Source organism: Bacillus sp. FSL R7-0685, from assembly GCF_038002425.1.
Classification (GTDB): Bacteria; Bacillota; Bacilli; order Bacillales; family Bacillaceae; genus Bacillus; species Bacillus subtilis.
On the sequence record NZ_JBBOCN010000001.1, the window covers coordinates 2960945 to 2982229 of the forward strand.

Consider the following 21285-nt stretch of genomic DNA (forward strand, 5'->3'; position numbering starts at 1 on the left):
CTCCTTTATATTGGATAATCTCATTATAAAAAGGAATGCCGGGCTTTTCCTTCGATACGGCGAACAAAAAAGAAAAGCATGTGACATTTTCGTCACACGCTTATGACATGTTCAAATTGATTCCGTATTGGAAAGGTTAATGTAAAAACTGTTCCCGCACCAAACTCCGACTCAACATCAATATGGATCAATAACGGCGCCGCTGCTTTTTTTGCCAAGTACAGCCCCATGCCAGTTGACGCTTGATCATGGTGATCCGTTGTGGATGTAAACCCTTTATCAAAAATACGCGGTACATCTTTTGGATCAATGCCCCTGCCACAATCTTTCACTTGGAGCTGCGTCTGTTCCCCTTTTTGAAAGCTTTTGATCTCGATTTCAGAGGCTTCGCTGTATTTCACCGCGTTTGTCAGCAGCTGCCTGATGATAAACGCCAGCCATTTTGCATCGCTCAGCACTTCTTTGGCCTCGAGCTGTATGTCAAAACCGATCCCTTTTTGGATACACCACGATTGTAAATCTTTGATTTCTTTAAAGATCAAAGGCTGAAGCTGAATGAATTCTACTGACAGGTCGTTTTCAATAAATGAAATGCGTTTTTGATGAAGCTGCTGATCAAGAAGCAGGTGAATACGCAGCCATTCATATGACAGCTGGGATTTCAGTGCTTTTTCTTCCATTCTATCAATGATTAAATGCATCGCTGTTAATGGGGTTTTGACCTCATGGATCCATGCCATCAGCTCATCTTTTTCATTTTCCAATGCTAAGCGATGCCGTGCTGCGGTCTGCTTCAAGTGTTCTGTTTGCCCGGCAATGCTTCTTTCAACCATTGCTTCAAACGGCGTTTCCGGTTCATTTATGGCTGTCACATCGAGATTGTTCTCCCATGTTTTCAAGCTTTTATAAAACGCTGTTTCTTTCCGATAGCGGAACCAAAGGAATATGATAAAAAACAAGATGCACAAATACACCATATAAAGTACATTCCCAAATGATATGGAAGGATCGACAAAAGCAATGAACAGCATCAAAGCCTGCTGAAACAAAAAAGCGGCAATCCAGCTCCGCCTTTCGATAAGGAATGCTTTAATCATAGAACTTGTCCTCTTCCTTCGCGATGTAGCCCTGGCCCACCTTTGTCTCGATATATGCACCAAGCTGCAGGGCGTCCAGTTTTTTTCGCAGGCGATTGACATTGACGGTCAGCGTATTATCACTAACAAAACGCTCATCGTTCCACAAGCTTCTGATCAGCTCTTCCCGGCTGACGATCTTGTTTTTTTGCTCTATTAATTGTTTTAGAATGAACATTTCATTTTTGGTCAGTTCAACAGATCCTTTGTCATTGCTGACGAGGTTCTGCTCCGCGTCTACAGCAGCGCCGCACCACGTTTTAATCGTATTCGGCTCCGTATTATAATGGTGCACACGCCGGAACATTGCTTGGATTTTCGCAATCAGCACATCAAAATGAAATGGCTTTTGGATAAAGTCATCTGCCCCGAGCTGCATGGACATCACCATATCAGCAGGATGATCCCGGGAGGATAAAAAGAGAATCGGAACATTTGACCGGGAGCGGATCAGACGGCACCAATGAAAGCCGTCAAATTTAGGCAGCTGCACATCAATAATGACACAATCAGGATTAACCGCCGCAAATTCCTGCAGCACCTGACTGAAATCCTGAATGCCGTATACATCATAGGACCATCCCGTTAAACGATCCTTGATTTCATGAAACAGCGATTCATCATCTTCAATCAGCAAAAGTTTAAACAATCGACTCACCGCACTTTTTCCTTTTTTATCAAGTGTATAGCAAAACGCCAGCATGCGCTATAGAAAAAGCCGGCTGTCTCAGCCGGCTCGTTCGCATTATAATTCTCTTCTCAACGCTGTCAGCACGTTGGTTTTGGTAGCTTTTCTCGCCGGGTTCATTCCGGAAATGACTGCGACCCCTCCGCAAATCACAACGGCAATGATCACAAGGCTCGCCGGGATGTAGGAGAATGTGTAATTCAAATCGCCCGCATCGCCACCGCTTGTGGCCGCAAGAATCATCGGAACGGCCAGGTTGACAAGGTAGCTCACGCCGTAAGAAATGATAATCCCAATCACACAGCCTAAAATTCCGATATACGCGCTTTCCATCAAGAACATTCGGCGAATGATTGACGGGCTCGCCCCAATCGCTTTCATAATGCCGATCTCTTGCGTTCTCTCTGTCACCGCCATCGTCATCGTGTTAAAAATGCCGATCGCTGAAATGATAACTGCGATACATCCGACAAAGATCAGTCCGATTTTGAAGACCATGAAGAAGGTATTGGCTCCCTCAAGTTCGGTAGTCACTGATGTGACATAGTACCCGTCATCTGTTAGATCATTTGTCAGCTGTTCCACATTCTCAAACTTATCAGCAAAAACACCAATGTTCGTTTCAACATTTCCGCCTTTGAAATCTAAGAATTCCGAAAAATCTTTTTTGAATTGATCACTGATAAAAATATTTGAGTCCTCCATCCAGTCTTGAGATGGTTTTTTTGTAATACCGACAATTTTAAAGTCATATGTTTTTGTTTTTGTAACATCCCCTGTTTTAGAATCTGTCTTCGATACACTTAGTTCAATTGTTTTATTTAGAATATCTTTCGTATAGCCCTTTGGTTCTTTTATATCTTCTGGATTTCCTTTTGCTTCCTCGATTTTTTTGTTATATTCTTCCGATTCTTTTTTCGTTAATAATCTCTTTGCGAAGTCGTATCCTACTACGATTTCATTTTCCGACTTTGCGACTCTTCCCTTTTCCAATTCCATATTGGCCTTTAATTCATCATTCATATTAGTAAAAATGAGATTTGAGCTTTCATTTGTACGATTGCCTAAAGTAGCTTTGTTTGGTTCATACACTTGCGTTCTTTCTACAACTGACCTTACGTGATCATACTTCTCTAAATCAGCTTTTTTAATCGGCTTGTCTCCTTCCTTGCCCATTACGCTGACTTTCGTTACAATCTGCTGGCTCATTGTCATATCTGTAATCGTCTTTTGAATCCCAAATCCAACGGACGACAACACAACCAAAAACGCACACGCCATTGTTGTCGCCAGAATCGTCATAAAGACGCGAAGCCTGTTTTTCTTCATATTTCTTCTGATAAAATGAACCTGATCCTTAAACCTCAACGGTAATTCCTCCTTTTAGCACACCATCATGAAGCTGAAATTTTGAATGTCCGATAGAAGCGACTTCATCATCGTGAGTAATGATCACAAATGTAATGCCACGCTCACGATTCAGCTGCTGGATCAATTCCAGCACTTCATGTTCCGTTTCTGAATCAAGGCTTCCCGTCGGCTCATCTGCTAAGATAATCGAAGGATTTAAAATCAATGCTCGAGCAATACTGACACGCTGCTGCTGGCCGCCTGACAGTTCATTCGGATAATGAGCGGCGTGGCTTTCCAGACCGACGCGTTTCAGCATGTCCTGCACCTTTTGCTTCCGCTCAGAGGGCTTGATTCCTTTTAACGCCAGCGGCATTTCCACATTCTCATACGTCGTTAAACCCGGGATGAGCTGAAAGCTCTGAAAAATAAACCCGAAATGGTCAAGCCGAAATTGCGCCCATTCCTTTTCATTAAACTCCGTAACATCAGTGCCATTAATGACAATCCGCCCTTTTGTCGGCGATATGTAGCCGGAAATCAAATTCAAAAGCGTTGATTTCCCTGAGCCGCTTCGTCCGACAATGCAGGCGATTTCCCCTTTCGCCACGCTCAATGAAACATCCTTCAATACTGGAACTTCATTCTCACGGCCCTTTTTTCCGATCGTGAAAGAATGGTCGATATGCTGAACATCAATCATATGTTCTCTCTCCCTTACAAAAGTTTCATTTTTTTATAAATCGCAAAATAACTAATCAAGAAACCGATTACCGCACCTGTACCCATGCCAATGAGATAACCGGCAAAGCTCTCGCTTGCAGTAAATCCAAAATAGCTGAAGCCCATGATTCCTATGATAATAACGATGATCTGCACCGGGCGGTTAAGCGGCTTCCATAAGAAGAAATATCCGTTTCTTTCATTAGACATTTTAACAAAGCTAATATAGCCGATGATGTAAAAAATGATAGTCATGATAGCCGGAATGACTAAATAATATGGTGAATTCTCAGCCCATTTCGAGTCTACATAAATTATCGGAATGAAATACTGCACCCATTTAGGTACTGGACCATGGATAAAATCGATTGATCCGCCAAAAAGGATCTCGAGGTTGATCGCAGGCAGGCTGATGAGTAAAAATGGCGAAATGGCCACGGTAAATGAGACCAAAAGCTGTGCAAAAATATTGCCTGTCAGAGCTCCACCCGCCATAACAAGCGAATAAGCCAGCATGCTGATGATGATCATACCAAGGCTGTAATTGTGAAAATAAACGGCCTGATCAGGCTTCAAAAGCATGATCAGCAAAACAGATAAAACATAACCTATGAGTTGCGGTATCACAATCACCATTCCGCCAGTAAGGAACTTCGCATGAAATATCTGCCCTCTTGTATACGGAAGGCTTAATGTAAAATCAAAAAAGCCCTTGCTTCGTTCAATCCCTAGCTGGCTGACCGCCAAAACGACTCCCCAAATCCAAAACAATGAGATAAATGAGCTGTTTAAATAATCAACGCTGAATACGCAGGGGCCGACCCAATTTTCTTTTCCAGTGACACAGCCTTGATAGATGAGATACATATTTAAAATTGATAATGGATTACCCAATATAAAAACCAAAATGGTGATAACTAAGGCGACTTTATTTTGTTTCCACTCCTTATAAAGCAGACCGGAATCCGGCATTTTACTTCCCTCCGAACTTTAAACCGTTATCTTAATGTCTTACTTTTTTAAAGATGGAAAAATAACTGATCAAAAATCCTACAATTCCTCCGATAATCATGCCGATAATGTAACCCGCTATGGATTCGCCAGCAGAATGCCCCACTATACCAAAACCTAGGATTCCTAACACGATGACAAGGATTTGAATAGGTCGATCTAATGTTTTCCATAAGAAAAAGTATCCATTACGCTCATTATGATGTTTTATAAAACTGATATAACCAATGAAATAAAAGAGAATACTCATCACTGCAGGGATTAATAATAAATATTTACTTTCCGCCACCCAACTTGAATCCACATAAGCAATTGGGGAAAAGTTCATCAAATTATTTTCAAAATCGAAGTAATATTCAACGTTAGGAATTAGTCTCCAAACTTGAACCCCTGAGATAATCTCTATATTAGAAAATGGCAATACGATAATCAAATATGGCAATACAGAAGTTGCAAAAGCTGTCAACAACTGAGCAAAAGCGTTTCCAGCTAACGACCCAGCGGCCATTACTAATGAGTAAAACATAATGCTAGTGATCATAACACCAATGCTTCCATGTTCAAAAAAGTTTACTTGTTCAGGTTTTAAGAAAAGAATCAGCAGCCATGCCAATAAAAATCCGACTAATTGTGAAAGCACAAGGACAACTGCGCCTAGCCAAAATTTCGTTTGAAAAATTTGACTTCTTTTATATGGAAGACCTAACAAAAAGTCCATCGTACCTCTCGAACGTTCAAGCCCGACCAAACATACTGCCAGTATAATCCCTATCACCCAATTGATTTGAATCATGCTGTCTATGTGGTAATCCACAAAAAATGCACACAGTTTTGGGTCTGAATGTGCTAGGCATGACTCGTTTAAAGAATATGAGTGATAAATCGTTAAAGGATTTGCCAAGACTAAAAACACAATACTCAGCAAAATCACCACTTGATTCTGTTTCCACTCTCGATAGAGGAGACCTCGGTCTACCATCTCCGCTTCCCTCCAAACTTCGCAATGAACACTTCTTCCAGGTTGACAGGAAGCTCATTCCATACTTTTGGCTTCAGCTCTCTCAAAAAGCTCTTTTTCTCCTCATCGCTTTTCGGAATCAGCACTGTGTAAAACACGCCGGCCTGATCGAGCATCGGAATGTTTTGCTCTCTGATGGCCAAATTGACATCTGTATCGAAAGCCATTTGAATTTTAATGTATTCTTCTTTTAACTCATCAAGATCCATGACGTTGGTCAGTCTGTTATCTTCGAGAAAACCAATTCGGTTGCACATCCGCTCTATGTCTTCAAGCCGGTGGGACGTAATCAGGATACTCGTATCACGCTCTGCCACTTCATCGACCATCAGCTGCAGCACATCATGCCTTGTCACCGCGTCTATTCCATCCGTCGGCTCATCAAGGAGGATCAGCGCCGGTCTCGCCGCAAACGACAGAACGAGGGACAGCTGTTTTTTTAAGCCTGTCGACAGCTCACGGTATTTTTTCGTTTCTGGAATTTCGTATCTGTTCATCAGTTCATTCGCGTACGTGACATCAAATTTCGGATATATTCTTCTCAGGATATCAACAAGCTGCTTGTATGTATACTTGTCGTAAAAAGGATTTTGAACAGGCATGTAGATGATATTTTGTTTGACCTTCGGGTGCTTTTTGATTTCTACGCCGTCAAATAAAATCGTTCCGCTGTCAGGGAAAATGATTTGCTGGATTAAGCGAAGCATCGTCGTTTTCCCTGATCCGTTGCGTCCAAGCAATCCAAAGATTTCTCCTTTTTCGATTGTTAATGAAACATCTTTTAATACTTGATTGCCGTCAATCGCTTTTGACAGCTGCCGCAGTTCAATCATTTTTTTTGCCTCCCTTCACATCAGCGCTGATTTCCTTTATCCATTCGTGCAGTTTTTCCAGCTCAACCCCTGCATAGTGTGCATCGATGATGAGCTGTTTGAGTTGCTCTTTAATCATCGTCATCTTCCCTTCAACCAGTGTCGTTTTTGCATTCTCCGATATATAGGTCCCTCTGCCCCGCAGCGTTTCAATAATCCCCTCTCGCTCAAGTTCTTTATACGCTTTGCTGACAGTGTTCGGATTCGCAATAATGATCGTCGCCAATTCTCTGACAGAAGGAAGCTTATCACCAGGCTTCATGATCCCTTTCAAACAAAGCTCTTTCATTTGCTGAATAATTTGTTCGTAAATGGGTGTTGAGCTTCTTGGATCGATTTGAATCATTTACTTCCCTACTTTCTATACGATCTGAACCTTTTATAGATAAAAATGATCAATTATACTTTTTTGCCATTCAAAACCGATCATCACAAGAACAAGAAAAAAAGAACAAGCGATCACAGATGCCGCAATCAGCATTGGCACGTTACGTTTGTTTCGTTTTTTATGTTTCATAACTGCCTCCCTTAATGTCAATATATAAATGATTTTATATTAGTGTCTATAGTGTATTACTTCAATTAGTACACTTAATACAATAAATACTTTAACTCACAAAGTCAATCCTTTTTTTACAAAAAAAACGGACCCTTTTAAAAGGGTCCGTTTTCCTACACATCAAGAGGGTGCTGCAGGATCATATTATTTTGCAAAGATTGAAGCTGAAGCCTCATTCTGTACAGCTGTTCTCTCTGCTGATCATTTGACGACAGCCATAGCTTATTCAAGGCATTTACCGCATCTTCAAGCTGCATTTGTGCATCACTATATTCTTGATCGTTATAATGCTCTTGTTTAGAAGCGATTTTCAGCTGTTCTTCAGCATAATCATAGGCCTGCATACATTGCTGGAGATGTTCATCTACTGATTGTCTTGTTGCCACAGTAACCCCTCCTCTTGGTAATGGAAATCATCCATCATTCATATTGTAGCCTCATCTGACTTTGTTCAATAAAGTAATTTATGGTCGATATTCATTTGTTCTCTTGTGAAATGCGTGCTACAATTTTAGGATGCAATCGTACGCAAGGAGGCACATGAATTGTGATGCAGAACAATCCTTTTCCTTATTCAAATACGGAAAAACGCTATCATACATTGAATTATCATCTCAGAGAACATTTCGGCCATAAGGTATTTAAAGTGGCGCTTGACGGCGGTTTTGACTGTCCGAATCGGGACGGCACCGTAGCCCACGGAGGCTGTACGTTTTGCAGCGCAGCAGGCTCCGGCGATTTTGCCGGGAACCGGGCCGATGATTTAATTACGCAATTCCATGACATCAAAAACCGCATGCACGAAAAATGGAAGGATGGCAAGTACATCGCTTATTTTCAGGCTTTCACAAACACTCACGCCCCGGTTGAGGTGCTTCGTGAGAAATTCGAATCCGTCCTCGCCTTAGATGATGTGGTCGGCATTTCGATCGCCACACGCCCGGACTGTCTGCCTGATGATGTCGTTGATTACTTGGCAGAGCTGAATGAACGTACGTATTTGTGGGTGGAGCTTGGGCTTCAAACAGTTCATGAACGGACTGCACTTCTGATCAACCGCGCACATGATTTTAACTGCTATGTGGAAGGCGTCAATAAATTAAGAAAACACGGCATACGTGTCTGCTCGCATATTATCAATGGGCTGCCTTTGGAAGACCGGGACATGATGATGGAAACGGCAAAGGCCGTCGCAGATTTGGACGTCCAGGGCATTAAAATCCATCTGCTTCACCTACTGAAAGGCACGCCAATGGTCAAGCAATATGAAAAGGGGAAGCTGGAATTTCTTTCTCAAGATGATTATGTGCAGCTCGTCTGCGATCAGCTTGAGATCATTCCGCCTGAAATGATCGTCCACCGCATTACAGGTGACGGACCGATTGAGTTGATGATCGGGCCAATGTGGAGCGTCAACAAATGGGAAGTGCTTGGCGCCATTAATAAAGAGCTAGAAAATCGAGGCAGCTATCAAGGAAAGTTCTTTCAGCGGCTTGAGGAGGAATCAGCGCTATGATTTTGAAGAAAATTCTTCCCTACAGCAAAGAACTGCTGAAAATGGCCGCGGGAGAAGGAGATATTGTCGTAGATGCGACAATGGGCAACGGACATGATACACAGTTTTTAGCGGAGCTTGTTGGTGAAAACGGTCATGTGTACGCATTCGACATCCAAGAATCAGCCGTGGCCAATACAAAGGAACGGCTCGGTGACATGTATCAAGCGCGAACAACGTTATTTCACAAAAGCCATGATAAAATCGCTGAATCCCTCCCGCCTGAAACACATGGCAAAGTGGCGGCCGCGGTATTTAACCTCGGCTATTTGCCGGGCGGGGACAAATCAATTACGACAAACGGCAGTTCTACGATCAAAGCCATTGAACAGCTTCTCGGCATCATGAAAGACGAAGGTCTGATTGTTCTCGTCGTCTATCATGGCCACCCGGAAGGCAAAGCTGAAAAAAACGACGTGCTCGAGTTTTGCCGGGACTTGGACCAGCAAACAGCCCGTGTATTATCATACGGATTTATCAATCAGCAAAATGACCCGCCATTTATTATCGCCATCGAAAAAAAAGCTCAGATCAGCAAATGATTTGAGCTTTTTTCTTTGAGTTTTTCATCCAGGACATTTTTTGAAATTTCCGGTAGGCTCTGCCGTTGATATAAAAGAAAAGGGAGGTTTTTCCGCTGGCTTTGATCAGCTTCTTTGCGAGCCGGCCCATTTCCTTTTGGCCTGCCACTTTATCATCTGACAAATAAACGCCAAGCAAGCCGCGATTGATTAAACGATGGAAGTTTTCATGCGGAATGCCTTGTAAATGCTCGTCGGCTTTATGGATAAAGTGTTCAAGCCGGTCCATCATCTCTTCATGAGACTGATAATACGAGCAGAAATTCAAGTCTCCTTCCAACAAGTCCTCCTCTTGATCAATCAAATAATCAAGAAGAATATGAAGACCCTGTATGTAAGGAAAATAACTGTCGCGGATTTTTTTAGCGGTGCTTTCTGTGAAATCAGGCTGGAACGAATACGCAACCAGACAGAAAATGCCTAACGTTGAGCCTGCACAGGCTGAAAATTCATACCATTCCATCTCAGGCAGCTCTGATTCATATTGAGCAAACCACTTTTCAAGCCGCGGAACACGCTCATGCTCAATAACGTGCTTATGCACCTGCAAATCGCAATAATAGCCGCACAGTTCAAGCAGATAAGGTTTAATCATGTCATAGTGCTCAATGGAACCAAGGACACGCTGGCACGTTTTGACCAGTTCGTGCAGATATCCGCTGTCATCCTGTTCTTCCCTGAATTGATAATAATTTTGCAGTTCCGCCCCAACTGTCAGTGCATCCTGCATTGAGGCATGGAGCATCCGAAAATCCTGCGGGTCCAGCGAGGTGCTGCGGTCACACAGATTGTCCAAATAATCACTAATCGTTTGATACGCGATGATAAACTCGACACATTTCTGTTTTTGGCTGCCTGACAATAAGGCCAGTATGCCGCCGCCTTCACAGTGAAACGTTTTGTCCCGAATACTTGCGGTTGCCTGTGCTTTCAATTCACTGTTATGAATCGATTCTGATTTTTGCTTCCATATGTCCAGCTCTTGATGAACGAGCGGAAAAATATCTCGATATACCTTTGCCATCAATCCAAAAGGATGTTCCGGTACTGTCAACACATGCACCCCCTACTAGTTCAAATATATTGATCAGTAAACGCTCTTGCTGCTTTAAAAACATCTTCTCTCTCGGGTTCATTGAAGATCTCATGGTAAAGCCCTTCCCACTCTCTGTATGCTTTATTATGAGAAGCAACACCATTAAACCACTTGATGACCATCGTTTTGTCAACAAGCTTGTCATCACCGGCTTGCATCACAAGAAGCGGAACTTTCAAAAATGCCTCTGTCGGCACCATTGCCGATTCAATTGTCTTTAAAAGCTCTCTGTACCATCTGACAGAAACTTTCCTGACGTATAACGAATCATTTTGGTCAGCCTCGATGACGTCCTCATTGCGCGTCGCCATATCAATTGATAATCCCGAATCAACCTTAAGTGACGGAGCGATGACATTCAGACCTTTTGATGCAAGATCAAGCGCTTTATTGACTTTAATTTGCAGTCCAAGACACGGTGATGATAAAATAATTCCCGTAATCCGGGGATTTCTTTGCTGTTTAACCCATTCAATCGCGACCAGACCGCCCATGCTGTGACCTAGAAGAAAAACCGGCAGATCAAAGGTTCGCGCTTTATCTATCCAAGCATCTACTTCATCAATGTATTCTTGAAACGAGCGAATATGCCCTCTCGCTCTTGTCGTTGTTCCCTGTCCAGGCAAATCGCCCATGACAACGTGATAACCCGAAGACCGCCACATTTCAATCAGCCATTTATATCGTCCGTGATATTCACTTGCCCCGTGAATGATTACAATCACTGCAACAGGTCTGTCTGCTTTCCAGGTCCACATGTTCTTCACCTCATACGAAATTTAAATAGAGAAAGAAGGATGAATCTTATGATCTACCCTTATAAGGAACACAAGCCAGATATCCACCCAACAGCCTTTATAGCTGATAATGCAACAATTACCGGTGATGTCGTGATCGGAGAACAGTCCAGCATTTGGTTTTCTGTTGTCATAAGGGGAGATGTTGCGCCGACCAGAATCGGAAACAGAGTCAATATCCAAGATTTAAGCTGCCTCCATCAAAGCCCGAACAAGACGCTGCTCATTGAAGATGACGCCACGATAGGCCATCAGGTTACACTTCATAGCGCTGTTATCCGCAAGAACGCCTTAATCGGGATGGGCTCAATCATTTTAGACGGAGCCGAAATTGGCGAAGGCGCTTTTATTGGTGCCGGCAGTCTTGTCCCGCCCGGAAAAATCATTCCGCCTGGCCATCTCGCCTTTGGCCGCCCTGCAAAAGTCATCCGCCCTTTGACGGAAGAAGACCGAAAAGATATGCAAAGAATACGGTCAGAATATGTAGAAAAGGGCCAATATTATAAATTTCTTCAACAAACATAAGACCTGCTTCGTCTTACTTTACCATTTTTCAAATTATATTTGAAAGCAATAACCATCGTTAACCCGGACGTCATAACAGTTCGGGTTTCGATTTTTCCATAAAACGTTCACATATAGCATGAAACGTATGACTTTTATCTTATCACAAAACTATAAACAGCCTCTGCAAACACACATACCTATTCTTTCCTGTTCTCTATTTTCTATGAGCACACACAAAAAGAGCCCACTGGGAGCTCTTTTTGTCAGCTGATATTTCGTTCGCTGGCAGCAGCTGCATTTTTTTTATGAAACCCTTTTCCATAGTACACAGCCAGCAAGATGAGAAACCATATCGGCCCGATAATCACGGCTACTCTTGTATCAGGGCTGTAAGCCATAAGAATGACGACGAATGCTAGAAATGCCAATGACACATAAGACGTAAACGGAAATAAAGGCATTTTGTACTTTAATTGTTTCTTTTCTTCCGGCTTCAAACTTTTCCTGTATTTTATTTGAGAAAGCAAAATGATTGCCCACGTCCAAATCGCTCCGAACGTCGCAATACTTGTAACCCAAGTAAATACCTTCGCAGGGACAACATAGTTTAACAGCACTCCGACTAATAAAGCGCCCGCTGAAGCCAGAACAGCTTTACCCGGGATGCCGCCTTTCGTCAGCTGACCATATGCTTGTGGCGCCTCTTTCTGTTCCGCCAAGTTAAACAGCATCCGCCCTGTGCTGAAAATACCGCTGTTGCATGAAGACAGCGCGGCTGTCAACACGACAAAGTTAATGATACCTGCGGCCGATGGAATGCCCACTTTTTGAAATGTGAGAACAAATGGACTTCCTTGAGAGCCAATTTCCTGCCACGGATAAATAGACATAATGACAAATAAAGCGCCTACATAAAAAATCAAAATCCGCCAAAATACTGTATCGATTGCTTTGGCTAACGATTTTTGCGGGTTTTTTACTTCGCCAGCCGTCACCCCGATCATTTCAATCCCTAAATATGCGAACATGACCATTTGAAGAGACAATAGAACCCCTTTTAATCCATGAGGGAAAAATCCTCCGTTGTTCCACAAATTACTGATTCCGGTGGCAATGCCCCCATTGCCGACTCCTGCAATAATCATCAATAAACCGACTGCAATCATGGATAAGATCGCAACAATTTTAATCAATGCGAACCAAAATTCCAGCTCACCGTAAGCTTTGACAGCCAGGAAATTAACACCCGTCATAATGACCAGCGCCGATAATGCCCAAATCCAGTTTGGCACGTCAGGAAACCAGAACCCCATATAGATGCCGACAGCAGTAATTTCGGCCATACAAGTGACAACCCATAAAAACCAGTAGTTCCACCCTGTTAAATAGCCTGCAAGCGGTCCCAAATAATCACGCGCATACCTGCTGAAGGAGCCTGCAACCGGTTTTTGAATAGCCATTTCCCCAAGCGCTCTCATAATAAAAAACATGACCAGGCCGCTTGCGGCATACGCTACCAAAATACCAGGCCCTGCTAATTGAATAGCTGATGCGGAGCCGAGGAACAACCCTACTCCTATAGCAGCTCCTAAAGACATTAAAGAAATATGCCTTTCTTCGAGTCCGCGGTGCAACTCTTGTTTTTGTTTTTGCATGCTTCTTCTCCCCTAGAAAAAAATATCATTAAATCATTTTTCTGAATATTTCGTATGAATTGGGTAAACCAATGATGATGGAGAAATAAAAGGATAACAACAAGGCTTTCGACTACTCGAAAGCCTTGTTGTCTGTTACACAAAGATGACTTCTTTAGGCTGATGGCTCAGCTCTTCAGGCATATACCGTTTTTCAATATTGATGCTGTGCCAGATCATAAAGATTAGCACAGTCCAGATTTTACGGCTGTTATCAGCCTTGTCCGCACAATGGTCTTCAAGAAGCTGAAGGACATAATCCTTATGGATATAAGCATCCGTTTGGCTTTCCTGAATAATATTCCGCACCCATTCGTTCATTTCGTTTTTCAGCCAATGACGGATCGGTACAGGGAAACCAAGCTTTTTGCGGTTTAATACGTGCTCAGGCACAATTCCTTCAGCGGCTTTGCGAAGAAGATACTTCGTCGTGCCGTTCTTCGTTTTCAGCTCATCAGGAATTTTTGAAGCGACGTCGAATACGACTTTATCCAAGAACGGCACACGCAGTTCCAAAGAATTCGCCATCGTCATTTTATCCGCCTTTAACAAAATGTCGCCGCGCATCCAAGTGTGGATATCGACATACTGCATTTTGTTGATATCGCTGTACGAGCTGCTTTCTGTAAAGTAAGTCTTCGTCACATCGCGATATGAAAGGTTCGGATTATAATGCTTCAACAGCTGCTTTTTGACAGACTCTTCAAAGATTTTAGCGTTACCGATATAACGATCCTGAAGCGGAGTGCAGCCGCGCTCAAGCAGGCTCTTCCCTCTCATACCTTCAGGCATAACGGCAGCAACGTGCAGAAGCATCTTTTTCAAGCCGGACGGAATCCGTTCAAACGGTTTAAGCGAAAGCGGTTCACGGTAAATGTTATATCCGCCGAAGAGCTCATCCGCTCCTTCACCTGATAAAGCAACCGTTACATGTTTTTTCGCTTCTTTTGCAACAAAGTACAACGGAATCGCTGCCGGATCAGCAAGCGGGTCATCAAAATGCCATACGATCTTCGGAAGCTCATTCATGTATTCCTCAGGCGAAATGACTTTGCTGATATTTTCAATGCCCAGCGCCGCTGCCGTTTCTTTCGCTACATCAACCTCACTGAAGCCCTGCTGTTCAAAGCCGACAGAGAATGTTTTTAAGCTTGGATGAAATTCCTTCGCAACAGACACAATAAAGGAAGAATCAATCCCGCCAGACAGGAACGAACCGACAGGAACGTCACTTCTCATATGAACGTTTACAGAGTCATAGATCGCGTCTCGGACTTCTTTCACAAGCTTGTCTTCTTCAGTCTGAACCGGCTTGAAGTTCGCTTTGAAATACGTTTTGAATGTGATATCGCCGTCCGGGCGGATTGTGAACTGTGAACCCGGCTCTACTTTTTTCACATGGGCATCAAGCGTGCTTGGTTCAGGAACAAATTGGAAAGACATGTACTGCTGCAATGCCTCTTTATCTATTTCAATATCATTCTGAGCAACCATTAAACTTTTTCTCTCTGAGGCAAAATAAACCTGATCATTGATCGTTGTGTAGTACAACGGTTTAATGCCGAATGGATCTCTTGCCCCATAAAGCACATGATCGTTTTTATTCCAAATCAGAAAGGCAAACATACCGCGCAGTTTGGACGCCGCTTCTTCTTTATAGTGACGGTAAGTCGCAAGAAGAACCTCTGTGTCCGAATCCGTGTTGAATGTGTACCCCTTTGCTTCAAGTTCTTCTCTCAGTTCGATATAGTTATAGATTTCTCCGTTAAAGATAATCCAATATGTTTCATCTTCATATGATAAAGGCTGTCCGCCATTTTCTACATCAATAATGCTGAGCCGTCTGAATCCGAAGCCGACGTGCTCATCATGGAAATATCCATCACTGTCAGGACCGCGGTGAACGATCATTTGGTTCATTTGTTTGATTAGTTCTTCTTGATCAGCGGTTTGAGCTAACGGATGCTTGTTAAAAACCCCGACAAATCCACACATAGTATTGCCTCCATAATTAAAATTGTCATCATTGAACCCCTATTTATAGACGCTGTGAATAGTATTTGGTTTCACAGTTATGTAAAAAAATAAACATGAATACAACGATAAAAAAGGGAAAGCCGCTTAACCAGTAAGCGGCTATAAAATTATTCTCCTAACGCTTCTTTACGCAGCTGCTCCGCTTTGTCTGTGCGCTCCCATGGAAGGTCAACATCGTGACGTCCAAAGTGGCCGTACGCAGCAGTTTGTTTGTAGATCGGACGGCGCAAATCAAGCATTTTGATAATGCCGGCAGGTCGTAAATCAAAGTTATTGCGAACAACTTCAATCAGTTTTTCCTCAGAAGCTTTTCCGGAACCGAATGTGTTGATTGAGATTGACACAGGCTGTGCAACACCGATCGCGTAAGCAAGCTGTACTTCGCAAGAATCAGCAAGCTCAGCCGCAACGATGTTTTTCGCAACGTATCTTGCCGCATAAGCTGCAGAACGGTCTACCTTCGTCGCGTCCTTACCTGAGAACGCGCCTCCGCCGTGGCGTGCATAGCCGCCGTACGTATCAACGATGATTTTGCGTCCTGTAAGTCCCGCATCCCCTTGAGGGCCTCCGATTACGAAACGTCCTGTAGGGTTGATGAAATATTTTGTTTCTTCATCAATCAGCTCTTCAGGAACAACCGGATTGATTACATGTTCTTTAATGTTGCGCTGAATTTGCTCAAGTGTAATTTCAGGATGATGCTGAGTTGAAATAACAATCGCGTCAATGCGGACTGGTTTGTTATTTTCATCGTACTCAACCGTTACCTGTGTTTTGCCGTCAGGGCGAAGGTACGGAAGAATATCTTCTTTACGGACTTCACTTAGGCGGCGGGCTAATTTATGGGCAAGTGAAATTGGAAGAGGCATAAGCTCTTTCGTTTCGTTGCACGCATAACCGAACATTAATCCTTGGTCACCCGCACCAATCGCTTCAATTTCTTCGTCGCTCATTGTGCCTTCACGGGCTTCAAGCGCTTGGTCTACGCCCATCGCGATATCAGCAGACTGCTCATCAATTGATGTTAAAACCGCACAAGTTTCCGCATCAAATCCGTATTTTGCACGTGTGTATCCGATTTCTTTAATGGTTTGGCGAACCGTTTTCGGAATGTCAACATACGTAGAAGTTGTGATCTCTCCGCTTACAAGAACCAAACCTGTTGTCACAGATGTTTCACAAGCAACACGCGCGTTAGGGTCTTTCTTTAAAATTTCATCTAAAATGCTGTCAGAAATCTGGTCACAGATTTTATCCGGATGCCCCTCCGTAACAGATTCTGATGTAAATAAACGACGATTTTTACTCATGATTTGCTTCCTCCTGCACAAGGCCTCCCGAAAGACCTTGTATATATGATACGGAACTCGCTCCCTCTTATACAATGTACAGTTATATTAGAGAATGTTAATTGGCATATTTATGAAATAAAAAAACCTTTTCCATCGAGGAAAGGGTTTGGTCTTTGTGCCTTTCACTCTTATCGCTCAAGGAATCATACAACCTTGCAACAGGTTAGCACCTTGGTTGTCTCACTCAGTTGAACATAATAAATAACAGAGAAACCGGTTGCTGGGCTTCATAGGGCCTGTCCCTCCGCCAGCTCGGGATAAGAGTATCCGCTCAATGAAATATCTTATCGTAAAAGGGTTTGCAATGTCAATATGATTCAGAAGAAATAGGCACCTATATTGAGGGAAAACAATGGAAATGCACACACAAAAAATGATAAATAGTATAGACTATTTGAAAATATATGTTATACTAATTCACAATTAGCAAAACACAAAAAACGATAAAGGAAGGTTTCATATGAACTCAGTTGATTTGACCACTGATTTACAAGCCTTATTAACATGTCCAAATGTGCGTCATAATTTATCAGCAGCACAGCTAACAGAAAAAGTCCTCTCCCGAAACGAAGGCATTTTAACATCCACAGGTGCTGTTCGCGCGACAACAGGCGCTTACACAGGACGCTCACCTAAAGATAAATTCATCGTGGAGGAAGAAAGCACGAAAAATAAGATCGATTGGGGCCCGGTGAATCAGCCGATTTCAGAAGAAGCGTTTGAGCGGCTGTACACGAAAGTTGTCAGCTATTTAAAGGAGCGAGATGAACTGTTTGTTTTCGAAGGATTTGCCGGAGCAGACGAGAAATACAGGCTGCCGATCACTGTCGTAAATGAGTTCGCATGGCACAATTTATTTGCGCGGCAGCTGTTTATCCGTCCGGAAGGAAATGATAAGAAAACAGTTGAGCAGCCGTTCACCATTCTTTCTGCTCCGCATTTCAAAGCGGATCCAAAAACAGACGGCACTCATTCCGAAACGTTTATTATTGTCTCTTTCGAAAAGCGGACAATTTTAATCGGCGGAACTGAGTATGCCGGTGAAATGAAGAAGTCCATTTTCTCCATTATGAATTTCCTGCTGCCTGAAAGAGATATTTTATCTATGCACTGCTCCGCCAATGTCGGTGAAAAAGGCGATGTCGCCCTTTTCTTCGGACTGTCAGGAACAGGCAAGACCACCCTGTCGGCAGATGCTGACCGCAAGCTGATCGGTGACGATGAACATGGCTGGTCTGATACAGGCGTCTTTAATATTGAAGGCGGGTGCTACGCTAAGTGCATTCATTTAAGCGAGGAAAAGGAGCCGCAAATCTTTAACGCGATCCGCTTCGGGTCTGTTCTCGAAAATGTCGTTGTGGATGAAGATACACGCGAAGCCAATTATGATGATTCCTTCTATACTGAAAACACGCGGGCAGCTTACCCGATTCATATGATTGACAACATCGTGACTCCAAGCATGGCCGGCCATCCGTCAGCAATTGTATTTTTGACGGCTGATGCCTTCGGAGTCCTGCCGCCGATCAGCAAACTAACGAAGGAGCAGGCGATGTACCATTTCTTGAGCGGTTACACGAGTAAGCTTGCCGGAACCGAACGTGGTGTCACGTCTCCTGAAACGACGTTTTCTACATGCTTCGGCTCACCGTTCCTGCCGCTTCCTGCTCACGTCTATGCTGAAATGCTCGGCAAAAAGATCGATGAACACGGCGCAGACGTTTTCTTAGTCAATACCGGCTGGACCGGGGGCGGCTACGGCACAGGCGAACGAATGAAGCTTTCTTACACGAGAGCAATGGTTAAAGCAGCGATTGAAGGAAAATTAGAGGATGCAGAAATGATAACTGACGATATTTTCGGCCTGCACATTCCGGCCCATGTTCCTGGCGTTCCTGATCATATCCTTCAGCCTGAAAACACGTGGACCAACAAGGAAGAATACAAAGAAAAAGCAGTCTACCTTGCAAATGAATTCAAAGAGAACTTTAAAAAGTTCGCACATACCGATGCCATCGCCCAGGCAGGCGGCCCTCTCGTATAAAAAACAAAAGCCAAGAGCAATTATGCTCTTGGCTTGTTTTAATTGACGGAATGCAAAGAAGTCAGCTTATATGTAATGATGGTCCGGCCTTCTTCCCATTGAAGCTTCTGCACTTCAGCTGTGCCTGACTTTTCGCCAAACTTTGTTTTGCGTACATCCATTGGAATCTCCATCGGATATACTCGGTATCCGTCCTTCTCTAACGTGAATATATTCTCATCTATGCGGACTTCTTTTCCTTTTGTCACAATCAGTGTATTAAATTCAACAGGCATTCCCAAAGTGAAATCCCCTTTCGTTCTCTTTTTTCTTTATCATAACATATTTCACTGTCAGCGGTTTTTCATCCATTGTGTGAGCTGCCGCACGATACGCCGGTTTTCTTTTGGCGGGAAATAATGTGTGAATGTACTGTAGTACCATGTCTCCACCGGCTTATGCAGTTGTTTTAGCTTCTCTTCAAATAAATAGGAATGCTGAATCGAAACATTTTGGTCTTTTTCTCCATGGATTAACAGCACGGGAGCCTGAATTTTGTTTACTTGGTCAAACGGTGTCCTCCATTGATATTCCTCAGGCACCTTTTTCGGTGTTCCGCCGATGACTCTTTTCATCATTCGCCGCAAATCCTGCCGCTCCTCGTATGTAAGAATCATATCACTGACGCCTCCCCAGGAAACAAATGAAGCTGCCTGCCCGCCCATTTCGATCGCAGTGAGCATTCCCATAATTCCGCCGCGGGAAAAACCGAAGATGTGGATTCTATCCTTCTTGACATTTGGGTGCTGCTGAAGCAGGCGAAAAGCAGAAAATGCATCCTCCCTGTCTTCTCCTGCAAAATCCTCATTGCCTTCTCCTCCTTGATTTCCTCTGTAAAAAGGAGCAAACACCACAAACCCTTGGGATGCAAACTGGATAATCCGGCCCGGCCGAACCATGCCCACGCTTTTAATCCCGCCGCGCAAATATAAAAATCCGTCATATTGTCCCGGTTCCGCCGGCTCAGCCAGAAGCCCCTTAACCCGTAATCCATTTGACAGATAGCAGATCGTATACAAACGCACATGCTGGCTTGGCGACGGAAATCTTCTTTTCTCTACAATCAAAACAGCCGCCTCCTTTTTTTCTATATGCTTTCCTTACTCCAAAATTACATCCGGAGAACCTGGTTAGGCATTCACACATTTTTATACCCATCATACGATATGTAAAGCAAAAAAGGATATTAACTTGATGCGAAATAAGGAGGTTGTCTATGTGAACAGATGGTTAAGGCTGGGCTTCGCCTGTGTCGGCAGTATCTTTCTGATGATCGCCCTGGCGGCTTGCAAGCAGGAAGAAACGCTCACCAAAGTCAAAGTAGCTGAAGTGACCCATTCAATTTTTTACGCACCTTTATATGTTGCTGAGTCTAAAGGTTTTTTTAAGGAAGAAGGGCTTGATGTCGATGTGAATACGACCTGGGGCGGAGACAAAACGATGACATCGCTTCTTTCCAACGGCTCCGACATCGCGCTTGTCGGGTCAGAAACATCTATTTATGTCGAAGCGCAAGGGGCTAAAGATCCCGTCATTAATTTCGCCCAGCTGACTCAGACAGACGGAACGTTTCTTGTCGCGAGAGAAAATGTTGAACACTTCGACTGGGATCAGCTGAAAGGAAAAACGTTTCTCGGCCAGCGAAAAGGCGGCATGCCGCAAATGGTCGGCGAGTATGTGCTGAACAAACATAAGATTGACCCGCATAAGGATATAGACCTTATCCAGAACATAGACTTCGCCAATATTGCCAATGCGTTTGCTTCTGGAACCGGTGAGTATGTACAGCTCTTTGAACCGCAGGCTTCTCTCTTTGAGAAAAAAGGCATCGGCCATATCGTGGCTTCATTCGGAGAAGAATCAGGAGAGGTTCCTTATACGACTTTTATGGCGAAAAAAAGCTATTTGAAGAAAAATGAAGACACAGCCGTCAAGTTTACAAAGGCCATTTATAAGGCGCAGCAGTGGGTTGAAAACCATTCTGCGAAGGACATCACAGATGCCATTAAAGATGAATTTGATGATACCGACCCAGACGTCATCGAAACATCCATTGAACGCTATAAAAAACAGCATTCATATTCGCCAGACCCTCTGCTTAACGAAAAAGAATGGGAGCTTCTCCAAACCATTATGGATCAATCGGGAGAACTGCCGAAGCACATTCCATACAATCAGCTTGTAAATAAACATATTGCTGAAAAAGTCACCTCGGAGAAATAGGAG

The 21285-nt window shown here is 43.4% G+C and carries 22 protein-coding genes and 1 riboswitch; of the genes, 5 read left to right on the top strand and 17 right to left on the bottom strand.

The window, feature by feature from the left end:
- Window positions 1-92: 92 nt before the first annotated feature.
- From bceS to MKY50_RS15500, 10 genes are all read right to left on the bottom strand, one after another.
- Window positions 93-1097, bottom strand: a complete 1005-nt coding sequence (bceS, locus tag MKY50_RS15455; protein WP_004398652.1) for a two-component sensor histidine kinase BceS — start codon at window positions 1095-1097, stop codon at window positions 93-95.
- The gene (gene bceR, locus MKY50_RS15460) at window positions 1090-1785 is read right to left on the bottom strand and encodes a two-component response regulator BceR (RefSeq protein ID WP_033884849.1); all 696 of its coding nucleotides are present in this window, start codon (window positions 1783-1785) and stop codon (window positions 1090-1092) included. Before bceR ends, bceS begins: the two co-directional genes overlap by 8 nt.
- A gap of 96 nt (window positions 1786-1881) precedes the next feature.
- A complete protein-coding gene (gene ytrF, locus MKY50_RS15465; RefSeq protein WP_004398682.1) occupies window positions 1882-3192 on the bottom strand; it encodes an ABC transporter permease YtrF in 1311 nt (436 codons plus the stop codon).
- Complete coding sequence (ytrE, locus tag MKY50_RS15470; protein WP_341116904.1) at window positions 3182-3877, bottom strand: ABC transporter ATP-binding protein YtrE; 696 nt, start codon at window positions 3875-3877, stop codon at window positions 3182-3184. Before ytrE ends, ytrF begins: the two co-directional genes overlap by 11 nt.
- Before the next feature lie 14 nt (window positions 3878-3891).
- Window positions 3892-4869 (bottom strand): ABC transporter permease YtrD, encoded by a 978-nt coding sequence (gene ytrD, locus MKY50_RS15475; RefSeq protein ID WP_341116905.1) that lies wholly within the window; start codon window positions 4867-4869, stop codon window positions 3892-3894.
- 31 nt (window positions 4870-4900) lie between these two features.
- A complete protein-coding gene (locus MKY50_RS15480; protein ID WP_069964267.1) occupies window positions 4901-5887 on the bottom strand; it encodes an ABC transporter permease subunit in 987 nt (328 codons plus the stop codon).
- Window positions 5881-6759 (bottom strand): ABC transporter ATP-binding protein YtrB, encoded by an 879-nt coding sequence (gene ytrB / locus MKY50_RS15485; protein WP_144483335.1) that lies wholly within the window; start codon window positions 6757-6759, stop codon window positions 5881-5883. The genes MKY50_RS15480 and ytrB overlap by 7 nt, the downstream gene beginning before the upstream one ends.
- Window positions 6752-7144 (bottom strand): GntR family transcriptional regulator YtrA, encoded by a 393-nt coding sequence (gene ytrA / locus MKY50_RS15490; RefSeq protein ID WP_003229121.1) that lies wholly within the window; start codon window positions 7142-7144, stop codon window positions 6752-6754. The genes ytrB and ytrA overlap by 8 nt, the downstream gene beginning before the upstream one ends.
- A 33-nt stretch (window positions 7145-7177) precedes the next feature.
- Window positions 7178-7315: a hypothetical protein gene (locus MKY50_RS15495; RefSeq protein ID WP_003229119.1), complete on the bottom strand. Its 138-nt coding sequence runs from the start codon at window positions 7313-7315 to the stop codon at window positions 7178-7180.
- A 155-nt stretch (window positions 7316-7470) separates the two neighbouring features.
- Window positions 7471-7743, bottom strand: a complete 273-nt coding sequence (locus tag MKY50_RS15500) for a YtzC family protein (RefSeq protein WP_003229117.1) — start codon at window positions 7741-7743, stop codon at window positions 7471-7473.
- A gap of 161 nt (window positions 7744-7904) precedes the next feature.
- On the opposite strand from MKY50_RS15500, the gene MKY50_RS15505 reads away from it, so the two are divergent.
- Complete coding sequence (locus MKY50_RS15505) at window positions 7905-8873, top strand: TIGR01212 family radical SAM protein (RefSeq protein ID WP_024572829.1); 969 nt, start codon at window positions 7905-7907, stop codon at window positions 8871-8873.
- The gene (locus MKY50_RS15510) at window positions 8870-9454 is read left to right on the top strand and encodes a tRNA (mnm(5)s(2)U34)-methyltransferase (protein ID WP_038429495.1); all 585 of its coding nucleotides are present in this window, start codon (window positions 8870-8872) and stop codon (window positions 9452-9454) included. The genes MKY50_RS15505 and MKY50_RS15510 overlap by 4 nt, the downstream gene beginning before the upstream one ends.
- Here MKY50_RS15510 and tbcS read toward each other — a convergent pair.
- Together tbcS and ytpA are read right to left on the bottom strand one after the other, a co-directional pair.
- A complete protein-coding gene (gene tbcS / locus MKY50_RS15515; protein WP_220396804.1) occupies window positions 9444-10547 on the bottom strand; it encodes a tetraprenyl-beta-curcumene synthase in 1104 nt (367 codons plus the stop codon). The genes MKY50_RS15510 and tbcS overlap by 11 nt on opposite strands.
- 20 nt (window positions 10548-10567) lie before the next feature.
- Window positions 10568-11347, bottom strand: a complete 780-nt coding sequence (gene ytpA / locus MKY50_RS15520; protein WP_004398545.1) for a phospholipase YtpA — start codon at window positions 11345-11347, stop codon at window positions 10568-10570.
- Window positions 11348-11395: 48 nt separating this feature from the next.
- On the opposite strand from ytpA, the gene MKY50_RS15525 reads away from it, so the two are divergent.
- A complete protein-coding gene (locus tag MKY50_RS15525) occupies window positions 11396-11911 on the top strand; it encodes a gamma carbonic anhydrase (protein ID WP_004399093.1) in 516 nt (171 codons plus the stop codon).
- Window positions 11912-12156: 245 nt separating this feature from the next.
- Here MKY50_RS15525 and alaP read toward each other — a convergent pair whose 3' ends face one another.
- The 3 genes from alaP to metK form a co-directional block, all read right to left on the bottom strand.
- Window positions 12157-13548 (bottom strand): alanine permease AlaP, encoded by a 1392-nt coding sequence (alaP, locus tag MKY50_RS15530; protein ID WP_003229105.1) that lies wholly within the window; start codon window positions 13546-13548, stop codon window positions 12157-12159.
- A gap of 135 nt (window positions 13549-13683) precedes the next feature.
- Complete coding sequence (asnB, locus tag MKY50_RS15535; protein WP_004398625.1) at window positions 13684-15582, bottom strand: asparagine synthase (glutamine-hydrolyzing); 1899 nt, start codon at window positions 15580-15582, stop codon at window positions 13684-13686.
- A 149-nt stretch (window positions 15583-15731) separates the two neighbouring features.
- Window positions 15732-16934 (bottom strand): methionine adenosyltransferase, encoded by a 1203-nt coding sequence (metK, locus tag MKY50_RS15540; RefSeq protein WP_003229102.1) that lies wholly within the window; start codon window positions 16932-16934, stop codon window positions 15732-15734.
- Window positions 16935-17101: 167 nt separating this feature from the next.
- A riboswitch (SAM riboswitch) is annotated at window positions 17102-17240 on the bottom strand.
- Between the two features lie 196 nt (window positions 17241-17436).
- On the opposite strand from metK, the gene pckA reads away from it, so the two are divergent.
- Complete coding sequence (gene pckA, locus MKY50_RS15545; protein WP_029318291.1) at window positions 17437-19020, top strand: phosphoenolpyruvate carboxykinase (ATP); 1584 nt, start codon at window positions 17437-17439, stop codon at window positions 19018-19020.
- 38 nt (window positions 19021-19058) lie between these two features.
- Here the strand turns inward: pckA and MKY50_RS15550 are convergent, their stop codons facing one another.
- Together MKY50_RS15550 and MKY50_RS15555 are read right to left on the bottom strand one after the other, a co-directional pair.
- Window positions 19059-19301, bottom strand: a complete 243-nt coding sequence (locus MKY50_RS15550) for a DUF2584 domain-containing protein (protein ID WP_004398611.1) — start codon at window positions 19299-19301, stop codon at window positions 19059-19061.
- A gap of 51 nt (window positions 19302-19352) precedes the next feature.
- Complete coding sequence (locus tag MKY50_RS15555) at window positions 19353-20126, bottom strand: alpha/beta hydrolase family protein (RefSeq protein WP_029318292.1); 774 nt, start codon at window positions 20124-20126, stop codon at window positions 19353-19355.
- 151 nt (window positions 20127-20277) lie between these two features.
- Here MKY50_RS15555 and MKY50_RS15560 point away from each other — a divergent pair, with 151 nt between their 5' ends.
- Complete coding sequence (locus MKY50_RS15560; protein WP_029318293.1) at window positions 20278-21282, top strand: ABC transporter substrate-binding protein; 1005 nt, start codon at window positions 20278-20280, stop codon at window positions 21280-21282.
- The last annotated feature ends 3 nt before the right edge of the window (window positions 21283-21285 follow it).